This is a genomic window from Paenibacillus sp. MAHUQ-63 (genome assembly GCF_028765165.1).
Classification (GTDB): Bacteria; Bacillota; Bacilli; order Paenibacillales; family NBRC-103111; genus Paenibacillus_E.
In genome coordinates this window covers 1,476,007-1,495,275 of sequence record NZ_JARADB010000001.1, presented here as the reverse complement: position 1 = coordinate 1,495,275, position 19,269 = coordinate 1,476,007, and the positions used below count along the sequence as shown (strand labels likewise).

19 protein-coding genes are annotated in these 19,269 nt (G+C 52.7%); 14 read left to right on the top strand and 5 right to left on the bottom strand.

Features of this window, described 5'->3' with window-relative positions; genetic code table 11:
* Positions 1-11: 11 nt before the first annotated feature.
* The 12 genes from PUT07_RS06555 (at position 12) to PUT07_RS06500 (ending at position 12,660) form a co-directional block, all read left to right on the top strand.
* The gene (locus tag PUT07_RS06555; RefSeq protein WP_274467020.1) at positions 12-1,259 is read left to right on the top strand and encodes a DUF445 domain-containing protein; all 1,248 of its coding nucleotides are present in this window, start codon (positions 12-14) and stop codon (positions 1,257-1,259) included.
* A gap of 41 nt (positions 1,260-1,300) precedes the next feature.
* A complete protein-coding gene (locus PUT07_RS06550; RefSeq protein WP_274467019.1) occupies positions 1,301-2,140 on the top strand; it encodes an ABC transporter ATP-binding protein in 840 nt (279 codons plus the stop codon).
* Positions 2,073-2,837: an ABC transporter permease gene (locus PUT07_RS06545; RefSeq protein WP_274467018.1), complete on the top strand. Its 765-nt coding sequence runs from the start codon at positions 2,073-2,075 to the stop codon at positions 2,835-2,837. The genes PUT07_RS06550 and PUT07_RS06545 overlap by 68 nt, the downstream gene beginning before the upstream one ends.
* A 15-nt stretch (positions 2,838-2,852) precedes the next feature.
* Positions 2,853-3,875, top strand: coding sequence for an ABC transporter substrate-binding protein (locus PUT07_RS06540; RefSeq protein WP_274467017.1), 1,023 nt, complete (start codon positions 2,853-2,855; stop codon positions 3,873-3,875).
* Positions 3,876-4,141: 266 nt separating this feature from the next.
* The gene (locus tag PUT07_RS06535) at positions 4,142-5,101 is read left to right on the top strand and encodes an ABC transporter permease (RefSeq protein WP_274467016.1); all 960 of its coding nucleotides are present in this window, start codon (positions 4,142-4,144) and stop codon (positions 5,099-5,101) included.
* A 76-nt stretch (positions 5,102-5,177) separates the two neighbouring features.
* Positions 5,178-6,896, top strand: a complete 1,719-nt coding sequence (locus PUT07_RS06530) for an extracellular solute-binding protein (protein ID WP_274467014.1) — start codon at positions 5,178-5,180, stop codon at positions 6,894-6,896.
* A gap of 105 nt (positions 6,897-7,001) precedes the next feature.
* On the top strand, positions 7,002-7,913 hold the full coding sequence (locus tag PUT07_RS06525; protein WP_274467013.1) for a carbohydrate ABC transporter permease: 912 nt from the start codon (positions 7,002-7,004) through the stop codon (positions 7,911-7,913).
* Positions 7,914-7,933: 20 nt separating this feature from the next.
* Positions 7,934-8,818, top strand: coding sequence for a phosphoesterase (locus PUT07_RS06520; protein WP_274467012.1), 885 nt, complete (start codon positions 7,934-7,936; stop codon positions 8,816-8,818).
* A gap of 44 nt (positions 8,819-8,862) precedes the next feature.
* Positions 8,863-9,882, top strand: coding sequence for a LacI family DNA-binding transcriptional regulator (locus PUT07_RS06515; RefSeq protein WP_274467011.1), 1,020 nt, complete (start codon positions 8,863-8,865; stop codon positions 9,880-9,882).
* A gap of 36 nt (positions 9,883-9,918) precedes the next feature.
* A complete protein-coding gene (locus PUT07_RS06510; protein WP_274467010.1) occupies positions 9,919-10,902 on the top strand; it encodes a carbohydrate kinase family protein in 984 nt (327 codons plus the stop codon).
* A gap of 55 nt (positions 10,903-10,957) precedes the next feature.
* Positions 10,958-11,899, top strand: a complete 942-nt coding sequence (locus PUT07_RS06505) for an aldo/keto reductase (protein WP_274467009.1) — start codon at positions 10,958-10,960, stop codon at positions 11,897-11,899.
* On the top strand, positions 11,896-12,660 hold the full coding sequence (locus PUT07_RS06500) for a sugar phosphate isomerase/epimerase family protein (RefSeq protein WP_274467008.1): 765 nt from the start codon (positions 11,896-11,898) through the stop codon (positions 12,658-12,660). The genes PUT07_RS06505 and PUT07_RS06500 overlap by 4 nt, the downstream gene beginning before the upstream one ends.
* 89 nt (positions 12,661-12,749) lie before the next feature.
* Here the strand turns inward: PUT07_RS06500 and PUT07_RS06495 are convergent, their stop codons facing one another.
* Positions 12,750-13,205 (bottom strand): bactofilin family protein, encoded by a 456-nt coding sequence (locus tag PUT07_RS06495; protein ID WP_274467007.1) that lies wholly within the window; start codon positions 13,203-13,205, stop codon positions 12,750-12,752.
* Positions 13,205-14,236: a M23 family metallopeptidase gene (locus PUT07_RS06490; protein WP_274467006.1), complete on the bottom strand. Its 1,032-nt coding sequence runs from the start codon at positions 14,234-14,236 to the stop codon at positions 13,205-13,207. Before PUT07_RS06490 ends, PUT07_RS06495 begins: the two co-directional genes overlap by 1 nt.
* A gap of 208 nt (positions 14,237-14,444) precedes the next feature.
* Here PUT07_RS06490 and PUT07_RS06485 point away from each other — a divergent pair, with 208 nt between their 5' ends.
* Positions 14,445-15,644, top strand: coding sequence for a hypothetical protein (locus PUT07_RS06485; protein ID WP_274467005.1), 1,200 nt, complete (start codon positions 14,445-14,447; stop codon positions 15,642-15,644).
* Between the two features lie 125 nt (positions 15,645-15,769).
* On the top strand, positions 15,770-16,720 hold the full coding sequence (locus tag PUT07_RS06480; RefSeq protein WP_274467004.1) for a C40 family peptidase: 951 nt from the start codon (positions 15,770-15,772) through the stop codon (positions 16,718-16,720).
* Here the strand turns inward: PUT07_RS06480 and PUT07_RS06475 are convergent.
* From PUT07_RS06475 to PUT07_RS06465, 3 genes are read right to left on the bottom strand one after another with little or no spacing between them, the layout of a single operon-like run.
* On the bottom strand, positions 16,717-17,445 hold the full coding sequence (locus PUT07_RS06475; RefSeq protein ID WP_274467003.1) for a polysaccharide deacetylase family protein: 729 nt from the start codon (positions 17,443-17,445) through the stop codon (positions 16,717-16,719). The genes PUT07_RS06480 and PUT07_RS06475 overlap by 4 nt on opposite strands.
* A gap of 56 nt (positions 17,446-17,501) precedes the next feature.
* A complete protein-coding gene (locus PUT07_RS06470) occupies positions 17,502-18,017 on the bottom strand; it encodes a hypothetical protein (protein WP_274467002.1) in 516 nt (171 codons plus the stop codon).
* 24 nt (positions 18,018-18,041) lie between these two features.
* A complete protein-coding gene (locus PUT07_RS06465; protein ID WP_274467001.1) occupies positions 18,042-19,223 on the bottom strand; it encodes an MGDG synthase family glycosyltransferase in 1,182 nt (393 codons plus the stop codon).
* Between the last annotated feature and the right edge of the window lie 46 nt (positions 19,224-19,269).

The window sequence follows — 19,269 nt, the reverse complement described above, 5'->3', positions numbered from 1 at the left end:
ATGTTATGACAATGAAAAAAGAAGCTAAGTATATAGCGACGGTCTCCTTAGGCGTGATGGGAGCCGGCTTCCTGGCCACGCTGCCCGTATCCTCCACGGTGTGGGGAGGCTTTCTGCAAGGCGGTTTTGAAGCCGGTGTGGTAGGCGGATTGGCGGACTGGTTCGCCGTTAGCGCCCTGTTCCGTCACCCGCTGGGCATTCCGATTCCGCATACGGCCCTGCTGCCGAAGAACCGCGAGAAAATTACGAATGCGCTCGTGTCCACGGTTCAGAATGAGCTGCTGTCCAAAGAAACGATCCGTGCCCGCTTGCAGCAAATCCGTTTCCTTGAGAAAGGGCTGGAGCTGGCGGAAGGTCATCTGGACAACGCGTCGCTGCACAAAGGGTTGAGCGCTCTCGCCACACAGGCCTTGCTGGCCATCGATCTTGAGAAATTAACTCCGCTGCTCGCAGAGGAGCTGCGCCAGGCGCTGCTGGACGTCGATACGGGCAAGCTCGTTCGCACGCTGGTCGATACGGTGGTTGAAGGCGGCTATGACAGCAAAACGTTCGATTTCGTCCTCGATAAAGTAGAGTCTTGGGCGTTCAAAGCGGAAACGCGGGACCAGCTCGGCGCGATGGCGCTCAAAGCGTTCGAGGGACTGCAGTCCAACGGGTTCATGGCTTTCGCCGTGAATGCGTTCATCGGCATGGTCAACGAGGAGAAGATCGGCGGCATCATTCAGAACTTCCTGCTGTCCTACATCGAACAGCTGCGCATGAAGCATCATCCCCGCAGGGAAGCCGTGCTGTCGTTCATTCGGGGCGAGCTGAACAAGCTGGAGCGGAATCCGCAGCTCTTGGCGGAGCTCGAGGCGCTCAAAGCGAAGCTGCCGGACATGTTTGAGCTGGACGCGAAGCTGTCGGGGCTGCTCGCACGCATTAAAGAGAAAGCGCTGGCTTTCGTGGAACAGCCGGATTTCGTTCCTGCGCATGTGGTGCCGGTGATCCGCAACGTGCTGGCAACGGTCAAGGCGAACGAGGCCTTGCTGCAGCGCGGCGAGAGCTGGGTACAGGATCAGATCGCTTCTTATTTGGAGAAAAATCACAGCAAAATCGGCCAGCTTGTCAAAGAAAATCTCGACAAATTCGATAACGAGAAGCTGACGGAGCTGATGGAAGATAAGGTCGGCAAAGATTTGCAATGGATCCGGGTGAACGGCGCCATCTGCGGCTTCATAATCGGACTGGGCTTGGCCGGAATCAAGATGCTGTTCTAGTTGCAAGGCTGACGGGACATACCCGGGGGAGGGGAAGCGGTTTGATCGAAATCAAAGGAGTCAGCAAGACGTTCGTTCAGAGAGTCGGAGGCAGCTACAAGGCGCTGGACAACATTACGCTGACGATCAGAAAAGGGGAGTTCATCTCGATTCTGGGACCGTCCGGCTGCGGTAAATCTACCGTGCTGAATCTGGTCGCAGGGTTCGACACGCAGAGTGAGGGCACGATCGAGGTGAACGGCAAGAAGGTCACGGGAGCGGGGGCCGACCGCGTCGTTGTGTTCCAGGAGCACGGCTTGTTCCCGTGGCTGACGGTGCTGGACAATGTGGCCTTCGGCCTCAAGCAGAAGGGTATCCCCAAGAAGGAGCGTCATGAACGGGCGATGGAGCAGATCAAGGCGGTGCATCTCAGCCGCTTTGCGGACCGGTATCCGCATGAGCTCTCTGGGGGAATGAAGCAGCGTGCGGCGATTGCCAGAGCGCTTGCGATGGATCCGGAGATTTTGCTCATGGATGAGCCTTTTGCTGCATTGGATGAGCAGACCCGTCTAATTTTGCATAAAGAACTGGAAGAAATATGGATGCGGACTCGTAAAACGATTCTCTTCATTACCCATAACATCCGTGAAGCGGTCATTCTCTCCGACCGGGTTGTCGTGATGTCGACACGTCCCGGCACCATTAAGAAAGAGTTTGCCGTGCAGGCGGCGCGGCCGCGGGATATCGCGGATCCGCTGCTGCACCATGTGGAGAATGCGGCATTGGATGCCTTAGCGGATGAACTGGAGAAGGTGGTCAGAGAGGAGACGGGTGATGAGTACCGCATTAAGAAGAACGATTTTTCTGGTACTGCTTCTGATAGCTTGGGAGGCGGGATTTAGGCTGTTTGATTGGGGGTGGAAATTCCCTTCGGTCACCCAGACGCTGCAAGCTTTCTACGACGGGTTCGTCCACGGGGAACTGCTGGAAGCTTCCGTCGCTTCGATGATCCGCTTGCTGGTCTCCTTCGTCATATCCTTGGCAGTCGGCACGACGCTAGGCTTCCTGTTCGCACGTTACCGTCTGCTGGACGATACGCTAGGGTTTCTAGTCGTGTCGCTGCAGACGATTCCGAGTATCGCTTGGCTGCCTTTCGCCATCATTTGGTTCGGTCTTAACGAATCATCGGTTATTTTCATTACGACGCTGGGCGCAACGTGGACGATGGCGCTGGCGAGCCGCACCGGGATCAAGAACATCCCGCCGATTTATTTGCGGGCGGCACAGACAATGGGAACGGGGAGCGGCTTCAAGCTGTTCGTCCAGATTATGATTCCGGCATCGTTCCCGCATCTGATCAACGGGGTGCGCACGGCTTGGGCTTTTGCTTGGCGCGCTCTCGTGGCCGGGGAGCTCATCGCCAAAGGGGCGGGTCTCGGCCAGCTGCTGCAGGACGGACGGAACCTCGGCGATACTTCGCTGATGCTCTGCATCGTCATTATCATTGCTGTGCTCGGGACGGTTTCCGACCATTTCTGCTTCAAGAAACTGGAAGATAAAGTGCTGGAGCGCTACGGCCTCGCAGGCTCGAAATCTTAAGCAGGGAGCGGTCGCATGAGAAAAATAGCATGGATGCTGCTGCTGCTGTTCATTGTCACGACGCTGAGCGCTTGCGAGGAGAAGCTGACGGCCACAGGCAAGCCGGCAACGGTTAGGGTTGGCGTCTTCAAAAATGTCACGCACGCCGCTGCCTACATCGCGTTGGAGAAAGGCTACTTCGCCAGGGAGTGGGGCGACGATGTGAAGATCGAAGTCACCGCCTTCGATAACGGCTCGGATTTGTCGATTGCGATGGCCACAGGCGATATCGACATCGGCTTCGTCGGCCCGGGTCCGGCAACGACGTTCTTCCTGAAGAGCGGGAACTTCCGCGTGGTGTCCGGTTCCAACAACGGCGGTGCGGTGCTTGTCGCCCGGAATGGCGCAGGAATTAACGGGGTTAAAGATTTAGTGGATAAAACGATTGCGATCCCGTCCAAAGGGAATACGAATGAAATCTCGCTGCGGATGCTGCTGCAGCAGGAAGGCATCACGATCTCGCGCGATGCGGGAAGCGCGCATCTCATCGTGCGCTCTCCGTCGGACGCGCTCATTTCCTTCCGGCAGAAGGAAATTGACGCGGCGCTCGTCCCCGAGCCGTGGGGGACGCAGATCGAGAAGGCCGGACTCGGCAAAGTCGTCGTCGACTGGCAGGCGATCCCGCCGAATCGCGGTGACTATCCGACGGTTATCATGGTGGCGAGCGATAAGCTCATTCAGCGGCACCGGGATATCGTCAAGGGCGCGATCAAAGCGAATATGGACGGCATCGCGTTCATACGGAAGAGCCCGGAGGAGGCTTACGGGCTCATCAACAACCAGCTGAAGCAGTACAGCGGCAAGGGAATGGAGAAGAGCTTGATTCAAGCCTCGCTCAGCCGTTTGAAGCTGACCACCGACGTCGACGTCAAGGTGATGGAGGATATGGCGAAGGTGTCGATTGCCGCGCGGTATTTGAAGGGGATAAAGGCGGAAGAATTGGACTTGAGTCCGTTCGTCGACCTGTCGATGCTGGCGGAGGTAAAGAGCGGACAATAAGGCGCATGATGAGAGAAGCGGCCGGTATCTTACGGGATGCTGCCGGTTCTCTTGCTGTCTCCGTTCTATATTCATGAAAGCGCTTAAAAATTCATATTGTCAAATGGAAAAGTTAGCTATATACTAAAAACCAGAACCATGATGAACAATATGGAATCGGTACCAGAATGAAATATGGTTTTTCTAGTTTTTTAAGAGAGGAAGGCATGATCAATATGGAATCGATACCAGTGTTTGTGAACAAAGTTGGGGAAGGTGGTTAGACCATGCAAACAGATCTCTCCACAGCGAAGGCAGGCAAGGCAGCGAAGAGGAAGCATGCAGAATTAAGAAAAAGAATCATCCAGCATAAGTACATGTATCTGATGCTGCTTCCTTGTATTGTTTTCTTTATCATTTTCTCGTATATCCCGATGGGGGGCCTGCTGCTGGCTTTCAAGGAGTACCAGTTCAATAAAGGCATTCTTCTCAGCCCATGGGTCGGCCTCCGGTATTTCAAGACCTTCTTCGAGAGCTATGAGAGCGGCAAGCTGATCGCTAACACCGTGATTATTAGCTCTATGAAATTATTTCTCGGCCTTCCGTTTCCAATCATCCTTGCGCTTATATTTAACGAGGTTAAAAGTAAGCGTTTTCGGGGGATAACCCAGAGTATTGCGTATCTGCCCCATTTCTTATCTTGGGTGATCGTCGTAGGGGTTATCCAAAGAGTGCTGGCTCCGGATACAGGCTTACTGAACGAAGCTATTAAAGCGTTTGGCGGTAATGGCGACACCTTTTTCCTAATGGAACAAAGCTATTTCTACTCGATCATGTTCGGCAGCCATATTTGGAAGACGGTCGGATGGGATTCGATTATTTACTTGGCGGCCATTGCGGGGATCAATCCGGAGCTGTACGAAGCCGGAAGAATTGACGGCGCAAGCAAATGGCGCGAAATTTGGAACATAACGCTCCCGATCATTAGGCCTACCATCATGATTTTGTTTATCTTATCGCTGGGCAGCATATTGTCTGCCGGCTATGACCAGCTCTATCTGCTCAGAACGCCAGGTAACATGGACGTCTCGGAAATTCTGGACACCTACGTCATCAGCGTTGGCCTACAGAGCGGACAATATGGTTATGCAACGGCAGTCGGCATGCTGCAGGGCGTCATCGGACTGATTCTGGTCGTTGCGGCTAATCGCATAGCCCGCCGTTTTTCAGAAACGTCAGTATGGTAGCGATACCATATGAAGTCTGTTGAAAAGCGCCAACCTTGGCGGTTTCATAAAAAAATAGGTGAAATGGGGAGTGCTCATGAGCAAGAAATGGATGAAATGGTCATTGTTTTCGTTGGCTTCCGTCATGCTGCTTGTTGGCTGTCAAGACAATGTGGATCAGGCGGCTACGAAGGATAGTCAACCGGCTAACGAACCAAGCGCAGCCGGAAAGCCGGCGACATGGATCGCCGACCGCACGATCAAAGGCCGGCTGTTCATTGACAGCGACGACCTCTCTAAGGATATCAATCCGGAAATCGCCAAGAAGCTTAAAGAGATGACAGGCATTACCTTGCAGCTCGAAGGGGTAACAGCCGATCACGCCATCGATGCGTTAACGGCCGGACTTGCGTCGAACGATTTACCGGACTTTATCCTCTATTACTTAAACAATAGCGGCCGGAAAGAAATGTCCGTCATCCTGAAGGGCGCTCGGGAAGGGATGTTCACCGACTTAACCCCATTGATCAAGAACAGCAGCATCTACAGTAAGTATTTGCAAGATAAATACTTGCCTTTGGATACGCAGTATGGGGTGATGTTCCGTCCCGAATTTAAAGGCTCGTCGTATTTCATCCATATGAACATTCCGCGGGAAGGCGGTTACCAGGAAACCAAGTATGTAGGCGGCCCCTATATCCGCAAAGATATCGTAGATGCGCTTGGGATTGATCCCAAATCGATCCAAACCTCGGATCAGTTATATGAGCTGGCGAAGAAAATTAAAGCCGGCGGTTTCAAGGATAAGAACGGCAAGGACGTCTATCCGATCGGACCGAGATATTGGGGCGGAAGAGAAGTTGGCGCTCTGTATAATGATTTGGTCTGGGGAGCTGATGAGCAGCGGATTCACCAGACGAAAGACGGCAAGATTGTTCACGAAAGCAAGACGGAATATCCGATGAAACGAGTCGCCTATGTGCAAAAGCTGCTGAGTGAAAAATTGATGGTTCCGGAGTTCTATACCATGGAAGAGAATCGCGGAACGGAAGGCATTCTGAACGGTTCTTACGCGATCATTGCCGATATGCACAACTATCTAGAATTTAATAAAGACGCGCACTATGTCCCGCTAGGCCCCATGAACAGCGTGGATGGTCCTTACCAAATGCAGCTGGATTACAAAACGGGCTATATGGCCTGGTCGATTCCGAAAACGACGAAAAATCCGCAAGATATCGTCAAGCTCGCCGATTTCCTGGCAAGCCGCGAAGGCAAGCTGCTTTGGCAGTACGGGATTGAAGGAAGGGACTATACGCTGGATGCCAAGGGCAATCCGATCGTGAAGAAAGAAGTGCTTGAACTGAAAAATAAAGATCCGAAAGCCGCGAAAGCCCTTGGCTTCGATGGCGTTGGCAACTCTTGGGGCAGCTACCTGGGAAGCACGGACTTGAACCGCCAAGCCGATTTTAATGAAATGCAGTACGGGGACGCCGCTGCGCCGGAGGCGAATGCGGGACCGCTCAAGATTGTCGAGATGTGGGGATACGAGGAGAAACGCAAAAATGCCAAGCTGAACGATGGTTATCAACCGCTTGCTTTCCTAGGCGAATTCGAGCAAGAAACGCAATTAAAGGATGCGCTGAAGAAATACGATGACAGCATGATCCGTGCATTCTACGCGAAAAATCTGGATGAAGCGAAGAAAATCATCGATGCGGCCACGGCTCAGCTGAAGTCGGCAGGCCTGGATAAATATGAAGAACTGCTAATGAAGAAAAATGCGGATCCCAAAACAAAGGTCATTGTGAACTAGAACGGTTAGGATGCTTGGGAGGATCGGGCTGCTTCCCCACATTACCATGGAAGATGGAAGCAGCCTGCTTCCAACGAGCATGGAACGCTCAAAGGAGGTTCAAGGATGGGCAACACATTCTACAAGCTCACCACTGGAGAGAAGCTGTTTAAGATCGGGGTCTATTGCGTCATCATTGTGCTCTGCTTGTCCATTGTAATTCCATTTCTTAATATCTTTGCGCTTTCCTTTAATGCCGGTAAGGATGCGGAGCGCGGAGGCATTTACTTCTGGCCGAGAGTATGGACGCTAGAGAACTATGAGGAAGTATTCTCATCTTCTAACATCATACAGGCATTTCTGATTTCGATATTCCGTACGGTAGTCGGAACGGTATCCAGCGTTTATTTAACGGCAATGGCCGCATATGCATTGAAGCGTACGACAATGCCGGGATCACGCTTTTTCACATTGCTTATCGTATTTACCATGCTGTTCAGCGGGGGCATTGTTCCCTACTATATGCTGCTTAAGAGCTTACATTTAACCAATACCATTTGGGTATATCTTATACCCGGCATGTACAGCGCATGGAATATTATCATCATACGAACCTTTTTTCAACAGATTAGCGTTAGCTTGGAGGAGTCGGCGAAGCTCGACGGCTGTAACGATCTGGGGATCTTCCACCGCATCATGCTGCCGCTGAGTAAACCGGTTATCGCCGCCATTTCGCTATTTACTGCGGTAGGGCATTGGAACGATTGGTTCACCGGAGCTTTTTTCGTACAGAAGATGACGCTGCGCCCGCTGTCCACCTTAATGCAGGAGATGTTGACGAGACAGGACGCGATCCGGGAGGCGCTTATGCAAACGGCAGGAACAACGCAGTATCAAATGCTGGAAAACATGCAGCTGACCGGAAATTCTTTGAAAATGGCAACGATTATGGTCGTTATCGCACCGATCGTTTGTGCCTATCCTTTTGTGCAAAAATATTTTGCCGAAGGCGTCATGATCGGTTCGGTGAAAGAATAGAAGGAACGGAGGAATTCACGATGACCATAATCAATCCCTATGACAAGCAAGGCGAATGGCTGCGAGGCAGCTTTCATAACCACACGACGAACAGTGATGGGCATCACCCGCTTTCGACGGTGTACCGCATGTATCACGATTATGATTTTCTGGGCATTTCCGACCATGATGTGATGACTGAACATGAGGGGGATCACACGATTGGAACTGTTTTCGAGGCGATTGAGGTCAGCAGCTCTCAAACGCACATGCTGCTGGTCCACCCTCCCAGGTCGCTGATGGACGGGTATTCCAACGTCTTTTCGATCGAGAATTATCAGAGGCTTTCCGATCTATGTGTGGACCATGGCGGTTTATCTATTCTGGCCCATCCGAACCGGTACTTCTCGCATTATTGGCGGCATGAGGATATGCTGCGTATGCAGCGGTACAATGGCATTGAGGTTGTGAACGGCGACGGAAATCCGGAATATGACATTGCTTTTGATAAATGGGATTTTCTTTTGTCCGCAGGGCGCAAGGTATGGGGCTTCGGAAATGATGATTTCCACGTTTACGGACAGGAGAAGCGTGCCTGGAACATGGTTTTGACGGCTTCTAATACCAAAGAGGCCATTCTAGCCGCGATTCGCGAAGGCAGCTTTTACGTTTCAACAGGCTATGGCTTCGAAGGCATTCGGGTCACAGACGGTCAAATTATTTATGATCTTCGGTCGAGCCCATTATATGATAAGATGTATAAATATGTAACGCTGATCGGCAAGGATGGCCGTATACTCCACGAGGAAACCGGCAGAATGAAACAGGTGAAGTATACGTATAAAGGAGATGAAGGCTATATCCGTATCGCCGTCTATTTGGAAGGCGGATTCGGAGCTTTCTCTCAGCCCCTTTTTGTCGAATAACGCAGAAAAATGTTCGTGCTTGCGAGTAAGGAAGGATGATAATCATGGCGCCCAAAATTAAAGATGTAGCCAAAAAAGCGGGAGTATCCGTCACCACGGTGTCCAGGGTTTTAAACGGAGAAAAGTACGTGAAGGACGATCTGAAGGCCAAAGTGAAACTTGCGATTGAGGAGCTTGGCTATGCGCCCAGCCATATCGCGAGGAGTTTGGTGCGGAAGAAGACGAACCTGATTGGTGTCATCGTTCCCGATCTCACCTCAAGTTTCTATTCGACGATCTTGAGCAGCATCGAGGAGACGGCAAGCCTGAATGATTACAACCTGCTGGTTTGCAATATTATAGAGGATACAGATAAAGAGCTGAAATATTTAAATGTCTTTCATGAGATGCGGGTAGACGGCATCATTATTATGCATGAGAAGTTAAGCGACGACATTCGCAGCTTCATCCATAAACTGGATATCCCGATCATTTTTTCAAGCGTAAGACCTGTAGATCATAAGTTCATTTCGGTTATTATCGATGATTATGAGGCAGCCTATGATGCGACGAAGTATTTAATTGAGCTCGGACATGAGCGGATTGCCTTCATAGGCGGGGATATGAGAGACATTACCTCAGGTCAGAACCGTTATGTCGGCTATCGCAATGCCCTTAAAGATCAGCGGGTTCGCATTGTGAATGATTATATCCGGTTTGGCGACTATAAAATCCAAAGCGGATACGACATGATGAAGGAACTGCTGGCATGTGAGCCCCGTCCAACCGCTGTATTTGCCGTGAGCGACGATATGGCGGTAGGCGCTATGAATTGTATTCATGACCATGGGCTTAAAGTGCCTGACGATCTATCTATTATCGGATTCGACGGAAGCCAATTGACCGAGCTCGTACGACCGCGGTTGACTTCGATGGAGCAGCCTATTCAGGACATGGGCAAAATTACGGTGAATACGCTGATCGATTACATCTCAGATCCTGCGTCAAGTCCGCGTGAAGATTTGATATTGGTTCATAAGCTCGTCGTACGGGACAGCTGCAGGGCATATCAGGAAGAGAGATAGGCAGAGAACAGAACAGAGCGGAAGAGGGAGTGCGGAGTGAGTACAAAGTTTGATGTCGTTGTCATCGGCGATGCCAATATTGATCTCGTGGTAGTGGGCTGTAATCAAATTCCTCAGCCCGGACAAGAAATTTTCGTTGATCAAATGATGACGCACGTTGGCGGGGGGGCGGCGTTATTCACAATCTCATTGGCTAAGCTTGGGCTGCATGTCGCGTTTGACGGTGTTCTTGGTGATGATGGCTACGGCCATTATATACGGGAACATTTCACTCAATATGGTATCGATACCAGTATGATCAAGACTAGCCAAACGAGCCGTACAGGCATCACGATTGCGATTAATCCTGAGCTGGACCGTTCGTTCATTACGTATATAGGATCCAACGCCGAGCTGCAAGTCGGGGAGCTGGATGTCGAGCAGATCGCATTAGGCAGGCATGTTCATGTGACCGGTTATCGGGGACGCCGCAACCATGACGAATTCGTGGCAATGGCTCGGAAATTGAAAGAAGCGGGAGTCACTTTGTCCTGCGATGTAGGCTGGGACGATACCGGAGAATGGTATGCAGGCGTTTTCGAGTTGATGCGTTATATGGATGTATTCCTGATGAACGAAACGGAAGCGCTTCATTATACAGGCTTTACTCGCGTAGAAGACAGTTTAAGCTATATGTCAGGGTTCTGCCGCCATGTCGTTGTTAAACTCGGAGCCCAAGGAGCCGTTGCGATGAAAGACGGTCTGCGAACGGTAAGCCCCGGATTCTCGGTCGAAGCCGTGGATACGACGGGAGCAGGGGACTCGTTTAACGCCGGTTACATGTATGGCTTTTTGACGGGGCTGAATGTGGAGACCTGCCTGCTGTATGGCAATGTATGCGGAGCGATGTCTGTTGGCGCCTATGGAGGCAGTACAGGAACCCCGGACAAGGAAGGGCTGGAAGCTTTTATCCGTCACAACAAACCTGCAGACCTTCTTGTTGAAACGACGGCTGCCGACGACAAGGCTTCAGGGACATAGAGTCCGCATCATTCCATGCGAAATCGAATCGGACGTTCGAAGGAGAGCAATCATAATGAACTATATGCATATACAGGGTGTGAACAAGGCCATCTCCCGCATCCTGATGGGGACGGGGGATTTGCGTAAACTGGAGGAGCCTGAGCGTTTGATGCTGGATGCTTATCTGCGCGCGGGCGGCAATACCTTTGATACGGCTCATCAATATAGAAATAAAGAAGTCATTCTCGGCCGATGGCTGGAGGAAAAGAAACTTCGCCAAGACGTCGTCATTCTCACCAAGGGAGCTCATCATGACGACGGTAGTCCAGGCCCGAGGGTGAATGCGCAAGCGATTCGCCACGATCTCATGGAAAGTCTGGAGCGGCTGGGCACGGATTACGTCGATCTGTACGCTCTTCACCGCGATGATCCGGATGTGGCGGTAGGTCCGATTATGGAAGAATTGAATGAACACATTCGCGCTTCGCGCATCAAGGCGATCGGGGCTTCCAACTGGTCGTACCGCCGCATTCAGGAAGCGAATGAATACGCCGCGGCCCATCAGCTAACCGGGTTTACATTTAGCAGCCCGAACCTCAGCTTGGCCAAGCCGAATGAGCCTCGATGGGAAGGCTGCGTGTCGGCGGATGCAGAGACCTGCGCTTGGCATACAGGCAATCAGCTGCCGCTCCTTGCGTGGTCGTCGCAGGCCGGAGGTTTTTTCTCAGGTGCTTTTACGCCGGATAATCGGGCCCATGATGAAATGGTGAGGGTTTATTATAGCGAAGCCAATTGGGAGCGCTACCGGCGTGCGGCCAAGCTTGCCGCGGACAAAGGCGTCACTCCGATTCAAATTGCTCTAGCCTATGTGCTGAATCAGCCTTTTCCGACCGGTGCAATCATTGGTCCGAAAAATCATGAAGAGCTGCATGCTTCCATAGACGCTATGCAGATTACATTCTCATCGCACGAGCTTGCGTGGCTGAACTTGGAAAGGGAGGAGATCGCGGAATGATCAGACACATGCTGGCAGCCCAGTTATATACATTAAGGAACGAGCTGAAGGAGGACTTTCCAGGTGTACTTAAGGATCTGAAAAAGATGGGCTGGGCAGCCGTCCAAATCGACGGATTGCATGGGTACCCCGCGGCAGACATTGCCGCCGTTATGAAGGAAACCGGACTACGCACAGCGGGGATGCACGTTGGTTTAGAGCGGATGAAGCACGATCTTGAAGCGGTATTGGAGGAAGCCCGATTGTTCGATACCCAAGACCTGATTTGCCATTCCCTGCCGAATGGACTGCAGAATCCGGAGGGCTATCTCAGCGTGCGAAGCGATTTGCAGCAAGTTGCCGCTCAAGTAGGCGGACGGGGTTACCGGGTCGGTTATCACAATCACGATTTTGAATTTCATACGACCATTCAAGGAAAGTTTGCGCTCGAATATTTGCTGGAAGATCCGGCCGTGTATCCAGAGATCGATACGTATTGGGTGCAAAAGGCGGGTCAGGACCCACTGGCCTTCATCAGCCAGTATGCCTACCGGATGCCGATCCTGCATTTGAAAGATATGACCTCCGACGGACGGCAATATTTCGCTGAACTCGGTACGGGTATCATTGATTTTGCTCCGATTCTGAAGTGGGGCTTGCAGCATGGCGTGGAATGGTTCGCTGTGGAACAGGACTACTGCCCGGGAAGTCCGCTCGATAGTCTGGCAACAAGCTTAGCCTACTTACTGGAGCTCGAGAAGAATCTCTCTTTTTCATCATAAAAAGGCCAACGGGACCGCTTAGTTGACCTCACACCAGTAGAAGAAGCTGCCCCTCAGGTCCGAAAGGACCCCAGGGACAGCTTCTTTCCTTAGTTGCCGCCGGAAACCGCTTGCTGCTCGCTCTTCTGCTGCTTATGCGCTTTCGCATCGATCACCTTGCCGCCGCTGCCGCCGGCCTTATCGCCCACCGCCGAGAGCTGCATGGCGCTGCTACCCTGGAAGACTCCGCCTTCCTGAATGACGAAGGAGCGGACATCGATGTTCCCTACCAGCACGCCGGAGCTGGTGACGATGAGCTTGCCTTTGGTTTGGATGTTGCCTTTGACCTTGCCGGCCACGATGACATCGCGCGCTTGGATGTTGGAGTGAACGACGGCATTCTCGCCGATCGTAATGTCGCCGGCGCATTCGATGTCGCCCTGCATCTGGCCCTCGATGCGGAGGCTGGCCTCGGACATGATCTTGCCTTCACAGATCGTGCTTCCGCCGATTAGCGTATCGGTTGTTTTGGCATCGATGCGCTTCGATTTCGAGCTTCCGAGCATTAGCGTTCATCCTTTCTGTTCGTTATGAGATAGGGGGTCGGGTCAATGGGGACGCGGTTCTTCTGCACTTCATAATGCAGGTGGGAGCCTGTGCTTCGGCCCGTGGAGCCAAGAAGTCCGATCTGTTGACCTTTCGTTACTGATTCTCCGCGTTTCACGAGAATTTTATGCAAGTGCATGTAACCCGTTTGGATGCCACGGGTATGATCGAGGATGATCCGGTTGCCGAACTCGTTGTCGAAGCCGGCCTCCGTCACTTTGCCGGCGGCCGTCGCATAGACGGGATCGCCGATCTCGCCGTCGAGATCAAGCCCCGTATGCATCGAGGGCTTCCCCGTGAACGGATCTCGGCGCATGCCGAAGCCCGAGGTCTGGCTGTGGGCCGTGACCGGCCATAGCGTCGGTGTGATGCTGCGCAAATAGTCGGCCTGCTTCAGCCGAGCCTCGGACTCGCTGAGATTGACCAGCAGCGTGTTGATATCGCCGACCAATGTGGAAAGCCCTTGTCTGGTAGAACTCATCAGCTGCGACACCTCTTCCGAGGTAACGGGAATGTCGGTGCCGCCGACATCCGGTCCGCCTCCAGCCGATTCGCTTAGAGCGGACAGCTTTTTGCTTGTCCTGTTCGGCTCTTCGGACTCGCTCATCAGCTGCAGGACATGGTCGAGTTTCTTAATTTCCTCGAGCTTAACCTTAAACTCATCCGCTTGGTGAGACAGGTCAATCAAATTGGCTTGCAGCAGTTCCAGTTCATTATTTTTAAGTGTAATTTGATTAACCAGTTGCCGTTCTTGTCCATCGAATGCTTGCTGCATGTGGTCCTTAGTGCGGTGGGCGTACGTATTCATCAAGTAAATCGTGACAAAGAAACCAAACAGCACGAGCAGGATCACGCTGGGCACAATATACAGGCTACTGTGCGGAAGCTTGAATCTTACGGTACGGCGGTTGGCGCCAGGGATGATCATCAACGTGAATTCCTTCTTATCCCACATAAGTCTTTGGCCGATTCCTCTTCCTTTCCGTATCAAAGTCCCCCCTCCTTGATTGGATTGTATTCATGAAGAAGAGGAGTCATGCCTACTTTCTATTTTCGCAGGGAGGCGTTTGGGTAATTTGCCCAGATGGGGCATACTAAAATTGGGTATAGGAAGAAGCCTGGCAGCCTCAACTTTTTGATGAAAGATTACGTCAGTAATAGTGAGGGACGAAGGTTATTAAGCGCAAGGAGTGAAGATCATGTTGAAGAAAAATGTACCTGTTGTGGCCCTGCTGTTCATGCTGGCTCTTACCGGCTGTAAATCCTCGGGAGCAGCGAACGGTGCCGCGGACGTTTCGGCAACGCCGCAGCCTACCGTGCAAGCGACGGAGACGCCGGCTGCAACCCAATCGCCGCAGGCTTCTCCGGCAGGAACGCCTGTTGCGGGAACCAGCGATAAACCAACCAAGGTTGCGATGACCGGCGTAACGGCTGTTCGTTTGGCGGATGCCAAATCCGGCTGGATCGGCGGCAAAGGATGGATTGCACATACAACCGATAGCGGCAAGCAGTGGCAGATTCAATATGAAGGAAACGGCGAGATCAAGCAATTGTTCGCGCTGAATGGGCAAGAGGCTTGGGCAAGCGTCGGACAAGACGGCAAGCTGCTCAGCACGAAGGATGGCGGGCAGCATTGGGCATCCGCCGGTAAAGTGCCGAATACCGCATTCTTCCATTTTATTTCCAAATCGGAAGCGTTCAGCGGCAACGCTCATACAGTGGATGGCGGAGCGAACTGGAGCACGATGCCGGTACCGGAGGGCATTGCAGGAGACGCCTATTTCCATGATGCCAAGAATGGATGGGCCGTCAAACCGGGCAAAGACACCGTGGAGGTGCTTCGCACCCAGGATGGCGGGAAAACGTGGAACAGCGTGATGTCCCGCAAGACCGCGGCCGGAATTACGGGAACCGTGATCCGTTCTGCCGGAGCGAACGATGCTTGGGTGGAGCTCATCGGCGAATCGGGGATGACGCAGACCTCGTACTCCTTGTTCCACACCAAGGATGGAGGCAAGATCTGGCAGACGGTGCTCGCGAACAGCACCGCCGGCGGCGGACCGGCCCCCGGCTTCCCTGCGGGAGACACTTCAGGGCCGAAGAATACGGGCTCGAAGCCCGGTCCGCTCTACGTCGTGAGCCCCGACGTCGCGTTCATGGGCGGCCAGTGCCCGGCTTGCGACAAGCCGAACTCCGTCGGATGGACGAAGGACGGCGGCAAAACATGGGTGAACGGCCAAGAGACGTTCACCGGCTACGGCGAGCTGCTGCTGGCCATGGCTGACGCGAATCAAGGCTGGATGATTACGAATGACAACGAGCAGCCAAGCGTGATGTATACCACCGGCAACGGCGGTGTTAACTGGACGAAGGCACATACCTTCGATGCACCGAAATAACAAGAAGCCTTACCGGCAGTTGAACTGCGTACGGTAAGGCTTTTTTTTCCTGCCTGTCAACCCCCTGACCTTGCCGTCATGCCGAGAATGGTATGGGTATACTTGCCACATACAGGAGGTTAGACATGTTAGCCCCCAAGCATATGTTATCTACACTAGTGATTGCGCTTGCAGTGCTGATCGGCTTTACTTTGCAGAACCCGGAACAAATGACGCTCAGCGCGGCATACTTCCCGTCGAACAATACGGATAAGGCGACTCCGCCGACGATAGATGATTCAGCCCAGCCACTTGGCCCCTCTCCCGTGATGGAAGAGAGGGTATCCGCTGCGACAAGTGGGCACAAGGAGGCGGTTCATACCGCTATGCCTACACACTTACCGGAAGTGCCGGCATCCATGAAAGCACAGCCAACTGCGCTGCCTGCTCCGACTGCCGCCGCGCCTCTGGAGACGGCTGCAAGTCCGGAGCCGTCCGGGAACGCGCCGGAATCCGAAAAGGCTCCTTCCGCAAGCAGCTCGGCGCCGCCTGAGAAGAAGCCTGTGAAGGAGTATATCGGCGATGGAGACGACCCCGTCGCGAATGTGAAGAAAGTGAATCTTCCCTCCGCAGAAATCATGAAGATCAAAGCCCGGTTCGAGCTCTTGGCCGCATCGGGCGAGAAGAAGCCGGATTGGAAGCGCAAAGCCGAACGGCTCATTGCCAAAGGGATGGACTATCTGGGAACCCCTTACGTATTCGGTGCGAAAGCGGGGCAGACCGAATCGTTCGACTGCTCGTCCTTCTTGCAGTATCTCTTCGGCACCCAAGAGGTCAAGCTGCCTCGCGATTCCAGACAGATGAGCCAGCGGGGGACCGAAGTGTCGATCGGCGAGCTGCGCGAAGGCGATCTCATCTTTTTCACCACGCCCAAACGAAGAAACAGGCAAGGCACCGAACGGATCGGCCATGTCGCCGTATACATCGGTGGCGGGCTGATGCTCCATACGTTCCGCCCGGGGATAGGCGTGACCGTATCGGAGCTGGACGGTGCCTGGAAGGACCGTTTTATTAAAGCTAAGCGCGTGCTGTCTTAATGGATTTTGGCCGGAATAGCCTTGTTATATGACAGAAGCTCGGATACGGTGACCATTTTGTAGCCTCGGCTGTGTAGCTCCGGAAGAATGACCTTGAGGGCTTCGATCGTCTGGGTCGGGCCTTCGATATAATCATGGAACAGCACGATGTTGCCGTTCTTCACATTTTTGAGCACACTGTTGACGATACGGCGAACCCCGGGGGTATCCCAATCTTTCGTATCCAATTGCCAGCTCCACATAATCATGGTGTACCCCTCATCCTTCACAGTGGAGACAAGCCGCTCATTATAGAAGCCTCCGGGCGGACGAAACAATTGGCTGCGCCGTCCCGTCTTCTCCACGATGAGCTCCTCCGTCGTGGTCAGCTCTTTCTTGATGTTGGTCTTCCGGCTTAGATAAGCATGGCTGTATGTATGATTGGCAATCTCATGTCCAGCCTGCGCCGTTTGCTCCAGAACATCCGGGTAGAGCTTGATCTTGTTGCCGACAACGAAAAATGTGGCCTTCGCCTCATACTGCTTCAGAAGATCGAGAATTTCCGCCGTATATTTCGGGTGAGGTCCGTCATCGAACGTCAGGGCGATCACCTTCTCGTCCGTGTTCACTTCCCACACAATATCCCCACGCGTTTCATAATAAGTGCGGTCCTTCTTCGGAGCGGCGCTGAGAGCGACGGGCTGCATCAAAAACAAACAAACACACAAAGCTGCAAGTATTTTCATGATGTCTCCTTAATGGGTGTAGTACACCTAGCGTTTCCAATTCCCATGAAAGGAATTCACGACTTCGGCGGCGCTCCATCACTGCTCCCATTCCCGTTTCCATTGCCGTTCCCGCCGTTATTTCCATTCCCATTCCCGTTGAAAAATGTTGTCGTAAGGGCTTTGATTTTCTCCATGAACTTGCCGTAGCCGTATCCGGTCAGGAAAGCCACCGATATGCGCGCTGACATGGAGTCCCCGACCTGCAGAAGCAGGATCCCGCTTTCGAACAGAATGATCGTCATGATCGCCGAACCGAAGCAGAGGATCGGTCTCATGAAATACCAGTACATCCATTGGACGGTAAGATCGTGATAATGCTCATGAAACATGCGCAGCCCGTAAAGCGCGCCGCCGAGTGCCCCGGCGAAGCCGAAGCTGGCGTAAGCCCGATAAGCCTCCAAGTGAATACCCAGAAACTTACCCTGGACTTCCCCGCTGCCGAGAATCGCCATCATCCAGAGACTGCCGACGAACCATACGAGCAAATACACGAAAATGGACGGTTTGCCAAAACGCTGAATGGGATTCAAAAAAAATCACCGCCCTATACATGGTTAATACCATTGTATGAGCGGTGTTGTTGATGATGCCTGCAGATAAGGGCGCTTCTCCGATAACTTCAGATATTGCATGATCGCTTTGGAGCAGTCTTGCGCTCCGAATTTTCGACTTTTGCGGATCGAATTCCGGCGCTGCGACAGCTCCGGGTACTGTTCAAGCAGCAGCTTGAACCAATGATCGATCATCTCCAGCGATGTAATCATTTGACCGTAGCCCTGCTCTTGGAAATATTGGCAGTTCATCTCTTCCTGACCGGGAATGGGGCTGTAGAACAGCATCGGAATCCCTTTGGCCATCGCTTCGGTACAGGTCATTCCGCCGGGTTTGGTGATAAGCAGGTCCGAAATGTCCATGAGCTTATTAATTTCGTTCGTATAGCCGATCAGGTGGATGTTAGGCTTGCGGAAGGCTTCTTCCTCCATAAGCTGCCGGCGCGCCTTCTCGTTCGTTCCCAAACAGATGAGAAGCTGAATATCTTTGCTCCAGGAGGCCAGATAGGAGAGCAGCTCTTCTTTCTCCTCCTTCTTGAAGACGCCCCAGCCGCCGCCCATCACCATGACCGTTGGCATTGCGCTAAGCCCGAATTGCTTGCGGGTTTGCACTTTGCTGTGTTCGAGGTGAAAGTTCGGATGAACGGGGATGCCCGTTACCTCAATGTGCGTCTCCGGCACGCCGCGGGCAATCAGCCGCTCCCGAACGAGCGATGTGGAGACGAGATATTTATCCACGGCGGGATCGACCCATGTGCCATGCACGTCGTAATCCGTAATGACCGTGAACAAGGGCACCTGAAGCCCGGCACGTTTCAGACGGGAGACGATGATGCTGGGGAAGGGGTGCGTGCACACGATGATATCCGGTTTGAGCTGCTGGATGATTGCCTTGGTTTGCGAATAAAACATCCGGTGCAGCACAAGGCCTGCCATACGGCTTAACGATTTCTTATATTGATTGCGGTAAAGCATACCATAGAGTTTGGGCTGTGAAGTCACCGTGCGGCGGTATGCCGAGAAGATCCAAGGTGCGATGGTAGGGTGCAAAAAAGCGCCAAGCTCGATCACTCGCGTGATGATTTCCGATGAGCTTTGTCGCAGCTCGACGGACAGCGCATGTGCGGCTTGTGTATGACCTTTCCCGAAGCCCTCAGATAGGAGCAAAATCCGTTTTTTTCGCAAGGAACTCACCTTTCTTTGACAACCATTTCGATAGTTTAGACGCTGA